The sequence below is a fragment of the Roseomonas populi genome (assembly GCF_024594815.1).
Lineage (GTDB): Bacteria > Pseudomonadota > Alphaproteobacteria > Acetobacterales > Acetobacteraceae > Roseomonas > Roseomonas populi.
Map to the genome: position 1 here is coordinate 452,164 of NZ_JANJOU010000001.1, position 16,950 is coordinate 469,113.

General features: G+C 70.9%; 18 protein-coding genes and 1 tRNA gene. 7 read left to right on the forward strand and 12 right to left on the reverse strand.

Annotated features, from left to right (window positions below; translation table 11 throughout):
- Positions 1–2: 2 nt before the first annotated feature.
- Both NRP21_RS02265 and NRP21_RS02270 read right to left on the reverse strand, forming a co-directional pair.
- The gene (locus NRP21_RS02265; RefSeq protein WP_257714532.1) at positions 3–1,670 is read right to left on the reverse strand and encodes an L-lactate permease; all 1,668 of its coding nucleotides are present in this window, start codon (positions 1,668–1,670) and stop codon (positions 3–5) included.
- A 190-nt stretch (positions 1,671–1,860) separates the two neighbouring features.
- Entirely contained in the window at positions 1,861–2,766 is a 906-nt protein-coding gene (locus NRP21_RS02270; RefSeq protein WP_257714533.1) for a LysR family transcriptional regulator, read from the reverse strand.
- Between the two features lie 87 nt (positions 2,767–2,853).
- Between NRP21_RS02270 and NRP21_RS02275 the strand changes: the two genes are divergently transcribed.
- Positions 2,854–4,014 carry a mandelate racemase/muconate lactonizing enzyme family protein gene (locus NRP21_RS02275; protein ID WP_257714534.1) on the forward strand — a complete coding sequence of 387 codons (1,161 nt, stop codon included), beginning with the start codon at positions 2,854–2,856 and terminating at the stop codon, positions 4,012–4,014.
- A 42-nt stretch (positions 4,015–4,056) separates the two neighbouring features.
- On the opposite strand, the gene NRP21_RS02280 is transcribed toward NRP21_RS02275, so the two are convergent.
- Together NRP21_RS02280 and NRP21_RS02285 are read right to left on the reverse strand one after the other, a co-directional pair.
- Positions 4,057–5,058, reverse strand: a complete 1,002-nt coding sequence (locus NRP21_RS02280; RefSeq protein ID WP_257714535.1) for an EthD domain-containing protein — start codon at positions 5,056–5,058, stop codon at positions 4,057–4,059.
- A gap of 16 nt (positions 5,059–5,074) precedes the next feature.
- On the reverse strand, positions 5,075–6,148 hold the full coding sequence (locus tag NRP21_RS02285) for an SDR family oxidoreductase (RefSeq protein ID WP_257714536.1): 1,074 nt from the start codon (positions 6,146–6,148) through the stop codon (positions 5,075–5,077).
- Positions 6,149–6,249: 101 nt separating this feature from the next.
- On the opposite strand from NRP21_RS02285, the gene NRP21_RS02290 reads away from it, so the two are divergent.
- Positions 6,250–6,627, forward strand: coding sequence for a winged helix-turn-helix transcriptional regulator (locus NRP21_RS02290; protein ID WP_257714537.1), 378 nt, complete (start codon positions 6,250–6,252; stop codon positions 6,625–6,627).
- A 119-nt stretch (positions 6,628–6,746) separates the two neighbouring features.
- Positions 6,747–7,985 carry a CaiB/BaiF CoA transferase family protein gene (locus NRP21_RS02295; protein ID WP_257714538.1) on the forward strand — a complete coding sequence of 413 codons (1,239 nt, stop codon included), beginning with the start codon at positions 6,747–6,749 and terminating at the stop codon, positions 7,983–7,985.
- Positions 7,986–8,233: 248 nt separating this feature from the next.
- Here the strand turns inward: NRP21_RS02295 and NRP21_RS02300 are convergent, their stop codons facing one another.
- The 3 genes from NRP21_RS02300 to NRP21_RS02310 form a co-directional block, all read right to left on the reverse strand.
- Complete coding sequence (locus NRP21_RS02300; protein WP_257714539.1) at positions 8,234–9,076, reverse strand: CDP-alcohol phosphatidyltransferase family protein; 843 nt, start codon at positions 9,074–9,076, stop codon at positions 8,234–8,236.
- 8 nt (positions 9,077–9,084) lie between these two features.
- On the reverse strand, positions 9,085–9,771 hold the full coding sequence (locus NRP21_RS02305) for a phosphatidylserine decarboxylase (RefSeq protein WP_257714540.1): 687 nt from the start codon (positions 9,769–9,771) through the stop codon (positions 9,085–9,087).
- 72 nt (positions 9,772–9,843) lie between these two features.
- The gene (locus NRP21_RS02310; protein ID WP_257714541.1) at positions 9,844–11,157 is read right to left on the reverse strand and encodes a LysM peptidoglycan-binding domain-containing protein; all 1,314 of its coding nucleotides are present in this window, start codon (positions 11,155–11,157) and stop codon (positions 9,844–9,846) included.
- Positions 11,158–11,367: 210 nt separating this feature from the next.
- On the opposite strand from NRP21_RS02310, the gene NRP21_RS02315 reads away from it, so the two are divergent.
- Both NRP21_RS02315 and NRP21_RS02320 read left to right on the forward strand, forming a co-directional pair.
- Positions 11,368–11,444, forward strand: a tRNA-Pro gene (locus NRP21_RS02315).
- Positions 11,445–11,662: 218 nt separating this feature from the next.
- Complete coding sequence (locus tag NRP21_RS02320; protein ID WP_257714542.1) at positions 11,663–12,421, forward strand: TorF family putative porin; 759 nt, start codon at positions 11,663–11,665, stop codon at positions 12,419–12,421.
- A gap of 28 nt (positions 12,422–12,449) precedes the next feature.
- Here NRP21_RS02320 and NRP21_RS02325 read toward each other — a convergent pair whose 3' ends face one another.
- A complete protein-coding gene (locus NRP21_RS02325; protein ID WP_257714543.1) occupies positions 12,450–12,635 on the reverse strand; it encodes a DUF2842 domain-containing protein in 186 nt (61 codons plus the stop codon).
- A gap of 120 nt (positions 12,636–12,755) precedes the next feature.
- Here NRP21_RS02325 and NRP21_RS02330 point away from each other — a divergent pair, with 120 nt between their 5' ends.
- Together NRP21_RS02330 and NRP21_RS02335 are read left to right on the forward strand one after the other, a co-directional pair.
- A complete protein-coding gene (locus tag NRP21_RS02330; protein WP_257714544.1) occupies positions 12,756–13,313 on the forward strand; it encodes an adenine phosphoribosyltransferase in 558 nt (185 codons plus the stop codon).
- A gap of 49 nt (positions 13,314–13,362) precedes the next feature.
- The gene (locus tag NRP21_RS02335) at positions 13,363–14,337 is read left to right on the forward strand and encodes a hypothetical protein (RefSeq protein ID WP_257714545.1); all 975 of its coding nucleotides are present in this window, start codon (positions 13,363–13,365) and stop codon (positions 14,335–14,337) included.
- A 26-nt stretch (positions 14,338–14,363) separates the two neighbouring features.
- Here NRP21_RS02335 and NRP21_RS02340 read toward each other — a convergent pair whose 3' ends face one another.
- From NRP21_RS02340 to NRP21_RS02355, 4 genes are all read right to left on the reverse strand, one after another.
- Positions 14,364–15,158, reverse strand: a complete 795-nt coding sequence (locus NRP21_RS02340) for a DUF1217 domain-containing protein (protein ID WP_257714546.1) — start codon at positions 15,156–15,158, stop codon at positions 14,364–14,366.
- Position 15,159: 1 nt separating this feature from the next.
- Positions 15,160–15,525, reverse strand: coding sequence for a flagellar biosynthesis regulator FlaF (locus tag NRP21_RS02345; protein ID WP_257714547.1), 366 nt, complete (start codon positions 15,523–15,525; stop codon positions 15,160–15,162).
- Entirely contained in the window at positions 15,522–15,959 is a 438-nt protein-coding gene (locus NRP21_RS02350; protein ID WP_257714548.1) for a flagellar biosynthesis repressor FlbT, read from the reverse strand. Before NRP21_RS02350 ends, NRP21_RS02345 begins: the two co-directional genes overlap by 4 nt.
- 143 nt (positions 15,960–16,102) lie before the next feature.
- Positions 16,103–16,933: a flagellin gene (locus NRP21_RS02355; RefSeq protein WP_257714549.1), complete on the reverse strand. Its 831-nt coding sequence runs from the start codon at positions 16,931–16,933 to the stop codon at positions 16,103–16,105.
- Positions 16,934–16,950 lie beyond the last annotated feature (17 nt).

The window sequence follows — 16,950 nt, forward strand, 5'->3', positions numbered from 1 at the left end:
CTCTACTGGGTCAGCACCATCTCCGTGAAGGGATGCACATAGGCCTGGAGCATCACGAAGCCACCGACGAGGCAGGCCAACGCGATCGAGTGCCAAAAGACGAAGCGGAGGATCGAGCCCTCGTGCCCGAACCAGTTCGTGGCGGTTGAGGCGACGACGATGGACTGGGCGTCGATCATCTTGCCCATGACGCCGCCCGAGGAGTTCGCGGCCGCCATCAGCACGGGGTTCAGCCCGAGCTGTTCCGAAGTGATCTTCTGCAGGTTCCCGAACAGTACGTTGGAGGCGGTGTCCGATCCCGTCAGTGCCACGCCGAGCCAGCCGAGCAGCGTGCCGAAAAAGGGATAGAGCACGCCGGTTCCCGCGAAGGCGAGGCCCAGCGTCGCGTCCAGGCCGGAGAGCCGGGTGAGCGTACCGATCGCGAGCATCGCCGAGATGGTGATGAGCGAGAAGGCGCAGACCCGGATGGTGCGCCCGTACTCCGCGATCATCCGGCCCGGGGAGAAGCCCATGACGACGGCCGAGATGATCGCCGCGATCAAGATGCCCGTGCCGGTGAAGGACAGCCAGGTGAAGGAGAAGACGGCGCCTTCCGGCGTCGGCCGCGGCGCGACGGGCGGCACCTTGGCGATCATGTTGTGTAGGTCGGGCACCGGGTAGTTCCAGGTGGCCCAGGGATTGACCGAGGCCTTGAACCAGCCCGTGCCCCAGATCAGCAGGATAACGCAGACGATGATCCAGGGCGTGACCGCGGCCCAGATCTCGTCCCTGCTCGGGCGCTCATCGCTCGCGGGCGGGCGGGGCGGCATGGTCGCGGCGGAATCGTCCCTCATGCGCAGCGCGGGCGAGAGCCAGAGCTCCTTCGGGCGCCAGACCCTCATGAAGCCGATCAGGCAGGCCATGCAGATCAGGGAGGCGCCAATATCGACGATCCAGGGATTGATGTAGTTGGAGATCAGGAACTGCGGCACGGCGAAGGAGACACCGCAGACCAGGATGGCCGGCCATATCTGCACCATTCCCCGAAAGCCGGCGAAGGCCCAGATGAGCCAGAACGGCACGATGAGGGAGAAGACGGGCAATTGCCGCCCGACCATCGCCCCGAGGATGTAGGGGTCCATTCCGGTGACGCTGGCGAGCCCGGCAATCGGGGTGCCGAGCGCACCATAGGCCACCGGTGCGGTGTTCGCGATCAGCGAGAGGCCAGAGGCAGCCAGGGGCGAGAAGCCCAGCCCGATCAGGACCGCGCCGGTGACGGCGACGGGCGTGCCGAAGCCGGAAGCCCCTTCGAAGAAGGCGCCGAAGGCGAAGGCGATCAGCAGCAATTGCAGCCGCCGGTCCGGCGTGACACCGCCGATGGCGCGCTGCAGCGTCTCGAACCGCCCGGCCGCGACGGTGAGCCGGTACATGAAGATGACGTTCAGGACGATCCAGCCGATCGGGAAGAAGCCGCTGACCGCGCCCAGCACCGTGGCCCGGATCGACATGCCCGCCGGCATGGTGAAGACGAGGATGGCGACAAGGTTCGCCGCGATCAGCGCGATGACGGCCGCGATATGCGCCTTCACCTTGTTGGTGGCGATCAGGATGAGCAGCATGACCACTGGGATCGCCGCCGCGAAGGTCGAGAGGGCCGCGTTCCCGAACGGGTTATAGACCTGGTTCCACATGGATCTCCTCCCGGGGACCGGCGGGTTGCGGGGCGTCGCGCGTGGCGGCCGCCGGTCCCGTTTGCGGGGAAGCTTATCGGAAACCCCATGTTTTGGAAGCAGAACGGGATGGGTGCTTGCGCCTGCCAGAACCTGCGCCGCTACCACGCTTCCGCAGCAGGAAACCCGGGGGCGCCGAGGGTAACAACGCCTAGGCCATGGGGGAGCGCGGCCTCAGGGGACGGGTCACCAGGGACCAGAAGGTCTCGGCAGCGGCGCCGAGCGCCAGCGGACGGATCACGCGGATGTCCAGCGGCACGTCCAGCGCAACCGGCCCGGCGCGGCGGAGAGTGCCGGCCGCGAGGTCCTCGGCCACCAGGCTCTCCGGCAACCAGGCGAGGCCGCGGCCAGCCCGTGCCATCGTCCGCAGCGTTGCGGCGTGGTGGGCGGTGAAGGCCGCGTTCAGTCTTGCCTCCATCGCCTTCGGCACCGCTGCCGCCAAGATGCGGCCGAGACCGGATTCAGGGCTATAGGCGAGGAAGGGGAGCGCCCCCCTTCCCTCCTCCAGCGCGGGCCCGCCGGGTGCCGCGACCGGCACCAGCCTGTCCGCGCCGACGCTGTGCCACGGGAAACGCGAGGGATCGAGGCGGGAGGGCGCTGCCTCGTGGTGGTGGCAGAGCAGGAACTGCACCCCGCCGCCCAGCATCAGCTCCTCGCAGGCCTGAAGGCTGTCCGAGACGAGGGACACGGCGCCGGGCGGCGCCCCGCTTTCCAGCGCGCGCAGCCAGGTCGGGAAGAAGGTGAAGGAGAGGACGTGGGTGGCGGCGAAGCGCAGCGTCGCGCGGCTCCGCTCCGCCGCGGCGCGGGCCGCGTCCCGTCCTTCCGTCAGGCAGCGCAGCGCCTCGGCCAGCAGCGGGCGCAGCGCCTCCCCCGCCGGGGTGAGCACGATCGGGTGCGCCTCCCGGTCGAAGAGCGGGGTGCCCGCCCAGTCCTCCAGGGCGCGGATGCGGCGGCTGAAGGCGGGCTGGGTCACGTGGCGCAGGGCCGCGGCGCGGGAGAAGTTCCCGGTTTCGGCGAGCACCCGGAAGTCCTCGATCTGGGAGAGGTCCAGCGTCATGCCGAACCCTTATCACGCAAGGCGCGATCGGCATTGGCCCCGCCGCCCCGCCGGGGGCATGGTCTGCCCCGCAGGAAGGGAAATGCCATGCGGATCGTGGATCTGAGGGAAGTGACGGCGCCGATCGCCTCCTCCATCGCCAATGCCTATATCGACTTCAGCAAGATGACGCTCTCCCTCGTCGCCGTGGTCACTGATGTGATCCGGGACGGGCGCCCGGTGGTGGGCTACGGCTTCAACTCCAACGGCCGCTACGGCCAGGGCGGGCTGATCCGGGAGCGCTTCGCGCCGCGCTTGCTGGAAGCCGATCCGAAGACCCTGCTGAACGACGCGGGCGACAACCTGGACCCGGACCGTATCTGGGCCACGCTGATGAAGAACGAGAAGCCGGGCGGGCACGGGGAGCGCTCCGTCGCCGTCGGCACCATCGACATGGCGGTGTGGGACGCGGTGGCGAAGATCGCCGGCAAGCCGCTGTTCCGGCTGCTGGCGGAGCGGCACGGCCTCACGGCGAATCCGCGCGTCTTCGTCTATGCCGCCGGGGGCTACTACTACCCGGGCAAGGGGATCGAGCAGCTTCGGGCGGAAATGCGCAGCTATCTCGACCGCGGCTATTCCGTCGTGAAGATGAAGATCGGCAACGGCATCGAGGAGGACCGCCCGCGTATCGAGGGCGTGCTGAAGGAGCTGGACGGGAAGGCGCAGCTGGCGGTCGATGCCAATGGCCGCCTGAACCTCGAGGACGCGATCGCCTACGCCAAGATGCTCCGGGACTACCCGCTCTTCTGGTACGAGGAGGCTGGCGATCCGCTGGACTACAATCTCCAGGCGCAGCTCGCCGAGTTCTACCCGGCGCCCATGGCGACCGGCGAGAACCTGTTCAGCCACCAGGACGCCCGCAACCTCATCCGCTACGGCGGGATGCGGCCGGACCGGGACTGGCTGCAGTTCGACTGCGCCCTCTCCTACGGCCTCTGCGAGTACCAGCGCACGCTGGAGGTGCTGAAGACCGCGGGCTGGTCGCCCAGCCGCTGCATCCCGCATGGCGGGCACCAGATGTCGCTGAACATCGCGGCCGGGCTCGGCCTGGGCGGAAACGAGAGCTACCCCGACCTGTTCCAGCCCTATGGCGGCTTCCCCGACGGGGTGCGGGTGGAGGACGGGCACATCACCATGCCCGACCTTCCCGGCATCGGGTTCGAGGGCAAGTCGGACCTGATCAAGGTCATGCGGGATCTGGCGGCCTGATGTCCCGCGGAGCGGGGGAGCCGTGCGGCGCCCCCGCCCCCTTTACGGCCGGTCCGTCGCGAGCTCCGGCATCAGCCGGTTGATGACGCTGTAGTTCACGGCGGTCCAGAACTCGGATCCCTCTCCGCAGAGGCCCGCCTCGGAGGCGTCGATCACCGCGTGGTCCGCGCTGACGAGATAGTCTTCCACGTCATTCAGCGAGGCGAAGGCGAGGATCGACACGGCGTCGATCCGGCTGCCTTCCGGGTCCTCCTGCGTGGAGCCGATGTTGTGCAGCTGCGCGTAGCGCCGCACGTACTCGTGCGTCGCCGGCTGGGCGAGCACGAGGGTCGCGTGCTCACCCAGCAACCGTTGCTGGAAGGCCTCCCGGCTCAGCCCGGGCCGGCGGACATGAATGCGGACAAGGCTGATCGGGTCCCGGTGCCGCGCGCTGGGGATGAGGATGTGCTCGCGCGCAATCTCGCGGGTGACCATGCGGAACGCCACCTGCTCGTCCGCGATGATGCGCTTCGCGAACTTCTCCTGTCCGAGCGTGCGCTGGATGTCCGCTTCCTCGGCGTAGACGATGTAGGCCAGCCCGTCCCAGCGCGGGCGCCCGAAGGCCGGCACGCGCGCCTCGGGATCGGAGACGAGCCGTCCACCCTCCTCGGTCATCGCCCGGTAGGGCGGGCGGAAGAAGGAAGACGGGCCGGAGGCGATACGGTGCAGCTGGTCGTAGCGGAGCACCAGCTCCGAGGAGCTGCCCGGCTCGTCATAGGCGAATTTCGGCCCGTGGACCTTCCGCCAGTACTCGTCCCAGTGCTCGAAGGCGAGGTTCGGGTCGGGCTCGATCGCGAGCGCCTCCGGGTGCCGGTCGGGATGCGCCACCTCCTTCCCGTCCCGCCCCTTGCTGGAGCCCTCGTCGCGCGGTCGCCCGCCCGGGGGCGTGTCGTCCACGCGGCTGACGAAGGTGGGCGTGACGATCAGCGGCTTCGTGGTCGCCTCGAACCGGCGGCGGAGCGGCGGCCGGTGGAGGTTGTCGCTGCGCGAGAAGTCGGTGGGCACGATCGGTCTCCCGGCTTCAGGGAATGAGGCGGTCGGCGCGGAGCTGCGCGAACAGGTCGAAGAACGCGTCGTCCGTCGGCTGATAGGCCGTGAAGCCGAGCCGCCGGCTCTTGCTCATATCCGTCACCACCTCGATCGGCCGGCCCAGGTCGGCATCGGTGTGCCAGGGCGAGGCAAGGCGGCCCAGATCGGGCTCGGCCAGCCCCTCGCGCTCCGCGATATGGCGCCAGGTCGGGGCATCACCCGCCATCTGCTCCTCCAGCGGCCGCACCGTGCCGTCGAAGGGCGCGGGCTCCAGCCCGAACCAGTTGGCGATGCGGCCCCACATCCAGCTCCAGCGGAAAACGTCGCCGTTCACCACGTTGAAGGCCTCGTTCCGCGCCGCCGGCGTCGTCGCGGCCCAGAGCAGCTGGCGGGCGAGCAGGCGGGCATCGGTCATGTCCGTCAGCCCGTTCCACTGGGCAGCGGAGCCGGGGAAGCGGAAGGGCCGCCCCGTCTCGCGGCAGAGCGTGGCGTACACAGCCAGGGTGGTGCCCATGTTCATCGCATTGCCCACGGCCTTGCCGATCACCGTGTGCGGCCGGTGGACGCTCCAGGTGAAGCCGTCGCGCGCGGCGGCGGCGAAGACTTCGTCCTCCTGGGCGTAGTAGAAGTTCTCCACGTCCAGCCGGCCCTGCTCCTCACGGAAAGGGGTCTGGGGCAGCTTGCCCTTCCCGTAGGCCTCGAACGGACCGAGGTAGTGCTTGAGGCCCGTGACGAGGGCGACGTGGCCGGCGCCCCCGGCGGGGCGCAGGCCGTCCAGCAGGTTGCGTACCATGGCGGCGTTGACCCGGATGTTCTCCGCCTCGCTGTCCTGGCGCAGCCAGGTGGTGATGAAAACCGCGTCCGGGCGCAGCCCCGCCAGCGCGGCCGCGGTGGCCGCCGCGTCCTGAAGGTCGGCCGCGACGGGCAGGATGCCGGAGGACCCGCCGGCCTGCCGGCCCGGGCGCCGCGCCAGGCCGTGCACCGTCCACCCTTCTTCAAGGAGGAGCTCCGCCGTCGCGCTGCCGACGATCCCGCTTGCCCCTACCACCAGTGCCGTGCCCTTCATCTGCGCTCTCCATCTCGGTTCAGGGGCGGGAGTTGGGCCGTGCTTGGCGAGGCTTCCAGACGGCACCAAATCGGGACATAGGCACCCGAAGGTAACCACCCATGCGCCCTGGCAGCCCGGAAGAGGAATGGCGGGAGGACTGCGCGCCCCGGCGCGTGCTGGCGCTGTTCACGACGAAGTGGACCAGCATGATCCTGCACACGCTTCACGCCCGCCTCGGCGGCGCGGCGCGGACGGGCGTGCTCCAGCGCAGCCTGCCCGGGATTTCCAAGAAGATGCTGACCCAGACCCTGCGGGAGATGGAGGGCAGCGGCCTCCTCACGCGGCATGTCCAGGGCACGGTCCCGCCCGCCGTCGAGTACCGGCTGACGGCGCTGGGCCAGCGCTTCGTGGTGCCTGTGGAACTGCTCTACGCCTGGGGGCGCGACAACCCGGACGCGCTGGACCAGCTCGGGGATCGGCCGACCGCCAAGCGTTGAGGGGCTGGATCCGCGAGGCCTGCCCCGTACGGTACGGAGGACCGCCCGCGGTGTACGGCCCGGCCCGGCTTGAGCCGGGAGGCCCGTGGAGGCAGAACGGGGTCACGGAGGACCATGCCATGACCGATGCCCTGCCCCTGCCCGAGAACGGCCCCGCCCCTGCGGGAGTCAGCGCCGGGGCGCTGGCGGGCATCCGGGTGATCGACCTCACCCGCGTCCTCGGCGGCCCCTACTGCACCATGATCCTCTCCGACCACGGGGCGGAGGTGATCAAGATCGAGCCGCCCCAGGGTGACGAGGTGCGCGCCTGGGGCCCGCCCTTCCAGGACGGCATCGCCAGCTACTTTCTCGGCGTGAACCGCAACAAGCGGAGCATCGCCCTCGACCTCTCCAAGCCGGAGGGCCGCGAGGTGCTGCTGCGCCTGCTGGATGGCGCGGACGTGCTGGTGGAGAACTACAAGCCCGGCAGCATGGAGAAGTGGGGGATCGGCTACGACGTTCTGTCCCAGCGCTTCCCGCGCCTGGTGCATTGCCGCGTCTCCGGTTTCGGCGCGGAGGGCCCGTTGGGCGGGCTGCCGGGCTACGACGCCATCGTGCAGGCCATGGTCGGGCTGATGTCCATCAACGGCGAGCCGGGCAGCGGGCCGCTGCGGATGGGCACGCCGGTGGTGGACCTCGCCACCGGCCTCTACTCCACCATCGGTATCCTGATGGCCCTGCAGGAGCGGGAGCGCTCCGGCCGCGGGCAGTACGTGGACATGACGCTGCACGACTGCGGCATGGCGCTGCTGCACCCGCAGGCCGCGAACCACTTCCTGAACGGCAAGCGCCCTGCCGCCACCGGCAACCCGCACCCGAACATCTCGCCCTATTCCAAGTTCCGCACTGCCACCTGCGAGATCTTCGTGGCCTGCGGCAATGATCCGGCCTGGCGCAAGTTCTGCGCCTTCCTCGGCCTGGACGAGCTGGCGAAGGACCCGCGCTTCGCCACCAACGGGGACCGCGTGGTGAACCGCGGCGACCTGGACACCATCCTGGAGGCGCGGCTGGCGACCGAAGACGGGCACGCCCTCTGCGACCGCATGCTGAAGGCCGGCCTGCCCGCCGGCCCCGTGCTCTACGTGGACGAGGCGGTGGCGGCGCCGCACACGAAGGCGCGCAACATGGTGGCGGAGATCGGCGAGTTCCGCGCGCTGAACACGCCGGTGAAGCTCTCCCGCACGCCGGGCGGCGCGCGCACCGTGCCGCCGCGCTTCAACGAGCACGGGGACTCCGTGCTGTCGGCCGCCGGTTATTCGGCGGAGGAGATCGCGGCGCTGAAGGAGAAGGGCATCCTGGTGGAAACGCCGCGCAGCTAGGAGGGCCCTCGTTCCGGGCTGCCGGTGTGCCCCGGGGAGAGGAAGAAGGAACTCTTCCTCTCGCCGCCCCCCTCACCATCATCATTTTCTGGCGGTGGGGGTCACCCGGCTGACGGTGCGCCTCGGCTCGATGAGCCGAGGTGATGGCCAGGGCAGAACCGGGCCTCGTCGTCGGCACGACGCTGCAGGTTTTTCCCCGATGCAGGTCCGGGGAGGCACTGCCTCCCAGGGGCAGCCCGCGCCACGGATCAGGTGGCGGGCGCCTCGACCTCTGCCAGCCGCCGCGCCGCCTCTGCCCGCAGGCGGCGGTAGGAGCGCAGCGAGAGCGGGATCATGATGCCGTAGAGGATGCCCGCCGCGGCCAGCGCGGCCCAGGGCTCCGCCACCAGCAGCGCGGCATAGGAGGCGGCGCCGAGCAGCAGCGGCAGCACCACCTGGCTCGGCACCTTGAAGTTCTTGAACGACCAGGTGGGCAGGGTGCTGACCAGCAGCCCCGCCACCGCCACCAGCACCACCGCGGAGAACACGGGGTGGCGAAGGGCGTGCGCCGTCCCGTCCAGCCCCCAGCCCTCGAAGGCGAGGGAGGCAAAGATGGGGAAGAGGGCCAGCCCGGCGCCGGCCGGCGCGGGAACGCCGGTGAAGAAGCCGGCGGGGCGCGGGACGGATCCGGGCGCCACGGGCGCGTCGATGGCTGCGTTGAAGCGGGCCAGGCGCAGCGCCATGCAGGCGGCGAAGAGGAGGCAGGGGATGAAGCCGAAGCCCCGCGCCTCATGGAGCGTCCAGAGATAGAGGATGAAGGCGGGCGCGACGCCGAAGCAGAGGAAGTCCGAAAGGCTGTCGAACTCCGCCCCGAAGCGGGAGGTGGCCTGGAGGAGGCGGGCGAGGCGGCCGTCCAGGCCGTCGATGAAGGTGGCGACGACGATCAGCGTCACCGCCGGCTCCCACCGGTCGTCCATGGCGAAGCGGATCGCCGTCATCCCCGCGCAGAGGCCGAGCATCGTGAGGATGTTCGGCAACAGCCGGTTGAAGGACAGCCCGGGCAGGCGCGGGCGGCGCTGGCGCGCCAGGCGGAAGCGGCGGATCTCGGCCATGCCTGGTCTCAGCCGCCCGTGGGGCGGGCAAGGTCGGCCAGGACCGTCTCGCCGCCGATGGTGGTCTGGCCCACTTCGACGAGAGGGCGCACGCCCTCCGGCAGGTAGAGGTCCGTGCGGCTGCCGAAGCGGATGATGCCGAAGCGGTCGCCGGCGCGCACGCGGCTGCCCTCCCGCACGTCGCAGAGGATGCGGCGGGCGATGAGGCCGGCGATCTGCACGACCGCGATGTCGCGCCCATCCTCCATGCGGATGGCGAGGGCATTGCGCTCGTTGTCCGTGCTCGCCTTGTCGAGCGAGGCGTTCACGAAGGCGCCGTGGCGGTAGGCCACGCGCGTCACCGTGCCGTCGATCGGCACGCGGTTCACGTGCACGTCCAGGACCGAGAGGAAGATCGCCACCCGCCAGCGCGGGGCGGGGCCGAGGCCCAGCTCCTCCGGCGGAACGGCGGGTTCGACCGAGACGATGTGGCCGTCCGCCGGCGCGATGAAGAGGCCGGGGCGTGCGGGCGTCACGCGCTCCGGATCCCGGAAGAAGTAGAGGCAGAAAGCGGTGAAGGCCGCCCCCAGCCAGAAGAGCCAGCTTCCCAGAATGGCCCCGCCCAGCACCGCTACCGCGGCGCCACCGATCAGGAACGGCCGGCCCGCCGGATGCGGGGGGGAGAGGACGAGGCGCAGGCTGTGCCCGAGAGACATGGCAATCCAGAGGAATATGAAGGACCGGTTATGGTTGCTCGCCCCCCGCCGGACAACCCGTTCCCCTTCGCGTCAGCGCGCCTCCGGCACGGCGAAGACCTGGCCGGGGTAGATGCGGGCTGGGTGGCGGATCTGTGCCTGATTGGCGCGGTAGATCACGGTGTAGCGGACGCCGCGGCCATAGGCGTCTCGCGCGATGCGCCAGAGGTTGTGCCCGGGCTGCACCACCACCTTCCCGTCCCGCACCAGGCCCGGAGGCAGGGATTCGCGCTGGAAGGCCACCTCGATGCGGCCCGCCACGGGGGCGGCGCCCTCGGCCGCCGTGGTGCCGAGCTGGTCCACCCGCAGGGTGTGGCGGCCAATCTGGGGCGTCTCGGCGGGTGTCAGGCTCCAGCGGCCTTCGGGGTCGGCGCTGGTATCGCCGAGATGCCGGTTGTCCGCGTAGACACGCAGCCGGGCGCCCGGCGGGGCGGTGCCGGCGAAGCGCATGGTGTTGCTGTCGTCGTAATCGACCACGTCCAGCCCCAGCGGGGTGTTGGGCGCTGCCCTGGCGGGCCCGGCAAGTTGGCGCGGGGCCGCCTCCGCGGTGGGGGGAAGCAGAAGGACCAGGGTCTGTTCGGCCTTGGCGGGCGCCACGTCGGCAGACGTGGTCCCGGTGGGTTGGGTCTTGGGAGGTTCAGGCCGGTCCTCGGCCGTGCCGGTCGCGGCCCTACCCTGCGGGGCGCCGGCGGAGCGCTGCGGCGCGGCTTCGGCCACGCGGGTTTCCTCGCGCGGCCTGGTGGCCTCGGGCTGCCGCCCGGCGGGTCGCGGCGCCAATCTCTCCTCGCCTGGCTCGGCCGCGGCAACCTGCGGCTCCGCGGGCGCGGGCCCGACGACCACGACCGAGTCCGGTCCTGCCACCTCGTCGCCCCCGGGCAGGCGTGCCCGCAGGGAAAGCTCCCGCGCTCCGGCGCCCAGCGGCTCGGAAGGCAGGATCACCCACTCGCCGCGCGCATCGGCCCGGGCCCGGCCGATCTCGCGGCCGCCTTCGAGGAGCAGCACTTCCGCGCCCGGGGCGGCGCGGCCGGCCACCACGACCATCCCGCGGGCACCCATCCGCACCACGTCGAAGCGCGGCGGCTCCGCGCTGCGTGCGGGTCGGGCTTCCGGCGCCGGAGAGGACGGGGTGGCGGCCCCGGCCTGAGACACCGCCTGCCGCGTCTCCACGGGCCGGTCCTGCGCAGAGGCATCGCGCCGCGGCGCCTCCGCAGCCCGCGGGGCCGAGGCAACCGGACGGGTCGTGGGAGCCGCCGCACGGTCCCTTGTCCCGTAGAAGGCCCCGGCCGCCAGGGCGCCGGCCAGGACCGTGGCGCCGCCGACGACTCGCAGCCGAGATGCGTCTGTCATGGAGACGTAACTACGTCCGCCGCCCATCCGATCACAAGGCGCGGGTTGTGCGCTGGATGCGATTTTTCAAGGCCTGCCGACCAGTTTCCCGTGCGCCTGCCGCAGCCCGCAAGCTGCGCCCGCGAAAAGTCCCCGCGAAAAGACCGGGCGAGGTGCCCTTGCCGTCCTCCTGGTGGGGCGCTATACGCCGCCGCCCGGACGCTGTCGTGACGGAGCGTAGCTCAGCCTGGTAGAGCACTGTGTTCGGGACGCAGGGGCCGGAGGTTCGAATCCTCTCGCTCCGACCAACGACGGCTCCGAAGCCCCGCATGGCCCTGCCATGCGGGGCTTTTCCGTTCCGGGCCGCGGACCCGGCCCGGAGATCCGGCCCATCGTGGCGGATCGGCAACAGCGGCATGACCGCCTCATGAACAGCCGCCGATTTTACGCGATCTCACATATCGGCTGGCACGCCCCTCGCAATACAGCGCGGCGCCACGCCATCGCGTGAGGGGGATAAGAGACCATGACGACCAGGATCGCAGCCGCGGCGACACTCGCGCTGGGCCTGTCCTTCACCGCCGGCACCGCCGGCGCCTTCGAGATCGAGAGCGCCGGGCTGACCGTCGGCATCACGCCCACCGTCTCGTCCGACTACCTGTTCCGCGGCGTCAGCCAGACCCGGAACCGCCCCGCCGTTCAGGGCACGATCGACATCCAGCACACGACTGGCCTCTACGTCGGTGCCTTCGCGTCCAATGTCGCCTTCCTCGGCACCAATGCCCGGCAGGAGATCGACGCGCTGGCCGGCTGGCGGACGACCTTCGCGGGCGTGAGCCTCGACCTCGGCGCCATCGCCTACAACTACCCGGGCTACCAGCACACCGCGCCGGGCACCTTCGACCTGCAGTACTACGAGCTGGCGGTGAAGGCCGCCTACGAGATCCCGAGCCTGCCCGTGCCGGTTAAGATTCTCGGCGCCTTCAACTGGTCCCCGAACTACCAGCTGGAGAGCGGAAACGGGTACTACGTCGAGGGCGGCGTGGAGATCGGCCTGCCCTACGACTTCACCCTGGCCGCCCGCGGCGGCTATCAGTGGATTCAGAACAACACCCGCTGGGGCTCGCCCGACTTCGGCAACTGGAACGTGACGTTGTCCTACAAGTTCTCGGACTTCGTCCTCACGGCCGGCTACTTCGACACGAGCCTGAGCCGGAGCGAGTGCTTCGGCAGCCAGAAGATCTGTGACGCGCGCGGCATGGTCTATCTCAGCCGCACCTTCTGACGGGCCGGGAACAGGGGCGGCGCGGTGCCTATTTCCGCGCCGCCCAGAGCATGAGCCGGCTGGCCGGCCAGGCCCAGAGGACCCCGGCCACCGTGAAGTAGAGCAGCTGCGCCGCCCAGTGGCGCGGCACGAGGTCGGCCAGGACCACCGCCGCCCCGATATAGAGCAGGAAGCCCAGGATTCCGGCGATGACGGCCACGGGGACGCGCGACATGCGGGTTCCCTGCCGCAAACCGGCCCGCGCGCCAAGTCCCGCAGGCGAACCGGGCCGGTTTGATCCGCCGCCCCGCCCCATCCTATGACGCAGGCCCATCCCGAGACGGAGCCCTGCGTGATGACCGACAACCTCGCCGATGCGGCGCCCCTCGCCGGGGTTGACCTGAAGCAGCACATCCGCGGCATTCCGGATTTCCCGAAGCCCGGCATCCTTTTCTACGACATCTCCACCCTGCTGCGGCACGGCCCCGCCTGGAAGGAGGCGATGCGCCGCCTGGCCGAGACCGTGCGCCCGCACCGCCCCACCCTGCTCGCGGGAATCGAGAGCCGCGGCTTCCTGGTGGCGGCTCCGCTGGCGCTTGAACTGGGCCTCGGCTTCGTGATGCTGCGCAAGCGCGGCAAGCTGCCGGGCGCCATCATCGGGCTGAACTACGCGCTGGAGTACGGCACCGACCGAATCGAGATGCAGGCCGACGCGGTGAAGCCCGGGGACCGCGTGGTGATCCTGGACGACCTGCTGGCCACGGGCGGCACCCTGGCCGCCAGCATCGCGCTACTCCGCCAGGCAGGCGCCGAGGTGCCGGCGGCGGCCGCGTTGATCGAGCTGACCTCCCTCAATGGTCGCGCCCGGCTGGGCGACACCGCTTTCGAGGCCCTGATCTCCTACGAGGGCTGACCCGAAGGTGCCACAATCCCGCCCCAGGAGCCGTCCAGCCTTCGCCACCATGAGCGCCTTGCCCGCCCATCCCCGCCCCTTCCCGCTCGGCCGGCGCGAGGCCGGGCTGGCGCTGCTCGGGCTGGCGGGGCTGCCGGGCGCTGCGCGGGCCCAGGTGGCGGAGAGCACGACCATCCTGGTGCCCGGGCCGGAGGATGGCGGCTGCGCCCGCTGGGCCGCCCGCGCCGCGGCGGCACTGGCGCGCGGGCTGCACCGGCCGGGGCCCCTGCGCCTCTCCTTCGTGGGTGGGCCGGACGGCGTGACGGCAGCGAACCGCTTCGCCACGCTGGATGGGGCGGAGGGGCCGCGGCTCCTCGTCCTGCCCGGCTGGACCTGCCACGCGCGGCTGACCGGCACCACCCGGGCGCGCTTCGAGCCGGGTGCCTGGCTGCCGCTGATGGCGAGCTGGCAAGGCGCGGTGCTGGCCGGGCGCGGGCCCCGGCCCGGCCGGGGCGGCACGCCGCTGCGCGTGGCGATCCCCGCCCCCGAGGCGCCGGAGGCGGCCGCCCTGGCCGCGTTGGACCTGCTGGGCGTCCCCGCGGCGCCGGTGACGGGCGCGGCCGAGGCCGCCTTCGCCGCGGGCGATGCCGATGCGCTGATCGTCATCGGCGCTGATCCCGTGGCCCGGGCGGCATCGCTGGGGGCCGTTCCCTGGTACCTCCTCTCCACCGGAGAGGGCGAAGCGACGGAGATTCCGCCCCTCCCCGGCCGAAGCCCGGAGACGCGCGCGGTGCTCGCGGCCGCGGCCGGTCTGCAGATGCGCGCGGCGCTTGTCATGCCGCCCCTGACGCCGGCCGATGCCGTGGCGGCCTGGCGCCGCGCCGCAGTCCGATGGCAGGAGGAGGAGCGCGCCCAGCCCACCGAGGGACAGCCGCTTACGGGCACGGCCGCGGGCGCCGCCTTCGCCCTGCTGGCGCCCGCCGCCGATGCGACCTTGGCCTATCGGAGTTGGCTGGAGCGGCGCCTGGGCTGGCGCGCGGGCTGAGAGCCGAACCCAGAGGGCTGGGCCATTCAGGCGAACAGGGCCAGGAGACTTGATGTGCTGCCGCTGGCCATGCCGGAATTGGCTGACATCACGTAGCGTTCGGCCAGCTTCGTGGCCTGCTTCGGATCGGTGAGCTTCGAGAGATCGAGCCGCGACGTGATGGCCCGGGCCTGGGTCTCCACCTCCTGGATCGCGATAGTCTGCGGCAGGCCCAGCGCGCCAGTGACGACGCGGCGCAGCACCGCATCGCCCAACACCTCGTAGGCGCTCAGCTCCTTCCCCGTCGAAACCCGCTGCTGGAAATAGAGGGCATCCGAGACGCCGCTTGCCTGATCGTCCTGGGAAAGGCGCCACTGGTAGGAGGTGTAGGCCTCCGTCAGGCTCTTCTGGACCGAGGCGTCGCGCAACCCGCCCAGGCCCTTGGTGGCGAGGTTCAGCGTGGCGGCCGCGGTCTTCCAGCGCGCATCCGTGGAGGCGAGCTTCGACGCCACCGAGTTGGAGTCGCTCGGGTCCGACATCAGCGCGCGCAGGGCGAGGCCCGTGCTGTCCACCGCGTCCGGCAGGCCGAGCGCCGGCAGCAGCACCGTCGTGACGCGCGGATCCCGCAGCGCGGCCTCCACCGTCTTTGCCTTAGCGATGCCTTCCGTGAAGCGGCTGATCGCCAGCTTCACCTCGGCCTCCTTCGCCACCTGCGTCACGCCCTTCGCCTCTGCCCCCTTCATGCTGGCACGGCGCAGGGCAAGCAGTGCCGAGGCGGGATCGGCCGTGCTGGTGCCCGCGGTGCTGCCGCCAAGGATGGCGAGGGCAAGGGCGCCGGACATGCTAGTTGTTCATGGCCAGGCCGGCGGCCATGTTCTCGTTCACCTCGATGAGGAAGGCGAGGTCGGGCTCGTCCTTCTCCATCTCCCGCAGCACCGTGCGGCCGACCGAGACGATGGAGGCGCGCAGGGGCGCGGGCAGCGCGTTGGTCGGGTCGATCAGCACCCCCTCCACCGCGAGCCAGAGGCGGCGATTGTCCGCCAGGGCGCGGATGGCGCGGAGCCCCACCTCCCCTCCCCCGCGGCCTTCGCCCTGGGCGGCGCGCAGGGCGCCGTTGACGCGGCGGAACACGTCCGCCTCCTGCGCGCGGATCGGCATCGCGGCCCGGGTGGCGCGATAGGCCAGGGCGGGATTGGGATGCTGCATCATGCCGTCATCTCCTCCGGCGCGGGGCGGGCGTTCGAGGGTGGGGCAATGCCGAGCACCGCCTCCTCATGCCGCATGACGCGGCGGGCGAGCTTCAGCGCGGTGTAGCAGTCGTCCTCCTCCGCCGCCGTCAGCGCGCGGTCGAGCATGGCGGAGGCGAGGTTGGAGGTGGTGGCCGCCTGGAACTCGCCGATGAGCTGGCGCGCGGCCTCCAGCCCGCGCTCCCTCTCCTCCTCGTTGCCGATATAGGCGGTCTGCAGGGCGAAATAGATGCGGCGGGCCGGGGTGTCGGCAGCCTCCGGCGGCAGGATCTGCTTGCCGAAGAGGAAGCGGGCCTTCGCGGTGAGTTCGATGCGTGCGCGGTTGCGGAAGCGGATAGGGGCGCCGTTGACGACCATCAGGTCGCCCTGGCGAAGTTCGAGAACCAGCGTGGACACGGTCTTCGCGTTCCTTCGTGGCATGCGATGCGCGGCGCGGGCCTTGCGCGGCCGCCGCATCGCCGCCGGGTGGCAGCTTGCCGCCCGGCACGATGAATGGGGACGGAACGGGGCGCCGCGGGTCTTTCACGGCGCCGCGCCCTTCAGCGGAACAGGCTCATCAGGCTCTGCGGCGCCTGGTTGGCGATGCTGAGCGACTGCGTGCCGAGCTGCTGCTTGATCTGGAGCGCCTGGAGGGTCGCGCTCTCCTTTGCCAGATCGGCATCGACCAGCGCCCCCAGCCCGGTCTGCAGGGAGTCCATCTTCTGCTTGTTGTAGTCGACCTGCTCGGTCAGGTAGTTGCTGTTGTTGCCGAAGGTGTTCAGCGCGCTGTTGACCGCGGTCATCTTCGTCGTGAAGTCGCCGCTGGCGCCGAGCATGGAGGCCGCCGCCGCGGCATCGGTAGGTGCGGCGTTGATGGTGAGGGTCGCGCCGTCCACCGCCGCGAGCGTGTAGGTCGTCCCCTTCTCGTTCCGCACGGTGGCAATGTTGCCGCCGCCCGCGCCGGTGGAGGTGCTGAGCAGGGTGCGCCCGTTGTAGGTGGCGTCCGCGACGTAGTTCTGCACCTGGGTGCGGAGCGAGTCGTACTGCGACTGGTACTGGGACCGCTGGCTGTCGGACAGGGTGCCGTCCGCTAGCTTCACCAGCACTGTCTTGATGTCGCCCATCGTGTCGGAAACCTTGTTCAGGCCCGACAGGGTGGTGTCCAGCACGCCCTGCACGCCACCGATCTGCTCGTTGGCGGAGGTGATGCCGGCGATGTCTGCCCGCACGCTCTGGGCCACGGCGAAGGCCGCGCCGTCGTCCTTCGCGTCCGAGACGCGGTAGCCGGTGGAAATGCGCTTCTGCGTCGCGTTCAGCGCGTCGTTCGTCTTGTTCAGCGTCTGCAGCGCGACGGATGCGCCGATGTTCGTGTTGACCGAGTTCAGGGCCATGTCTTGCCCCTTTCCTG

What these genes read in the sequence shown, in the direction of transcription:
- NRP21_RS02330 (WP_257714544.1), top strand. Translation starts at nt 12,756, where the DNA reads ATGACCGACAACCTCGCCGATGCGGCGCCCCTCGCCGGGGTTGACCTG.
- NRP21_RS02340 (WP_257714546.1), bottom strand. Translation starts at nt 15,158, where the DNA reads ATGTCCGGCGCCCTTGCCCTCGCCATCCTTGGCGGCAGCACCGCGGGC.
- NRP21_RS02355 (WP_257714549.1), bottom strand. Translation starts at nt 16,933, where the DNA reads ATGGCCCTGAACTCGGTCAACACGAACATCGGCGCATCCGTCGCGCTG.
- NRP21_RS02285 (WP_257714536.1), bottom strand. Translation starts at nt 6,148, where the DNA reads ATGAAGGGCACGGCACTGGTGGTAGGGGCAAGCGGGATCGTCGGCAGC.
- NRP21_RS02300 (WP_257714539.1), bottom strand. Translation starts at nt 9,076, where the DNA reads ATGGCCGAGATCCGCCGCTTCCGCCTGGCGCGCCAGCGCCGCCCGCGC.
- NRP21_RS02320 (WP_257714542.1), top strand. Translation starts at nt 11,663, where the DNA reads ATGACGACCAGGATCGCAGCCGCGGCGACACTCGCGCTGGGCCTGTCC.
- NRP21_RS02265 (WP_257714532.1), bottom strand. Translation starts at nt 1,670, where the DNA reads ATGTGGAACCAGGTCTATAACCCGTTCGGGAACGCGGCCCTCTCGACC.
- NRP21_RS02290 (WP_257714537.1), top strand. Translation starts at nt 6,250, where the DNA reads ATGCGCCCTGGCAGCCCGGAAGAGGAATGGCGGGAGGACTGCGCGCCC.
- NRP21_RS02345 (WP_257714547.1), bottom strand. Translation starts at nt 15,525, where the DNA reads ATGATGCAGCATCCCAATCCCGCCCTGGCCTATCGCGCCACCCGGGCC.
- NRP21_RS02270 (WP_257714533.1), bottom strand. Translation starts at nt 2,766, where the DNA reads ATGACGCTGGACCTCTCCCAGATCGAGGACTTCCGGGTGCTCGCCGAA.
- NRP21_RS02295 (WP_257714538.1), top strand. Translation starts at nt 6,747, where the DNA reads ATGACCGATGCCCTGCCCCTGCCCGAGAACGGCCCCGCCCCTGCGGGA.
- NRP21_RS02310 (WP_257714541.1), bottom strand. Translation starts at nt 11,157, where the DNA reads ATGACAGACGCATCTCGGCTGCGAGTCGTCGGCGGCGCCACGGTCCTG.
- NRP21_RS02325 (WP_257714543.1), bottom strand. Translation starts at nt 12,635, where the DNA reads ATGTCGCGCGTCCCCGTGGCCGTCATCGCCGGAATCCTGGGCTTCCTG.
- NRP21_RS02305 (WP_257714540.1), bottom strand. Translation starts at nt 9,771, where the DNA reads ATGTCTCTCGGGCACAGCCTGCGCCTCGTCCTCTCCCCCCCGCATCCG.
- NRP21_RS02335 (WP_257714545.1), top strand. Translation starts at nt 13,363, where the DNA reads ATGAGCGCCTTGCCCGCCCATCCCCGCCCCTTCCCGCTCGGCCGGCGC.
- NRP21_RS02275 (WP_257714534.1), top strand. Translation starts at nt 2,854, where the DNA reads ATGCGGATCGTGGATCTGAGGGAAGTGACGGCGCCGATCGCCTCCTCC.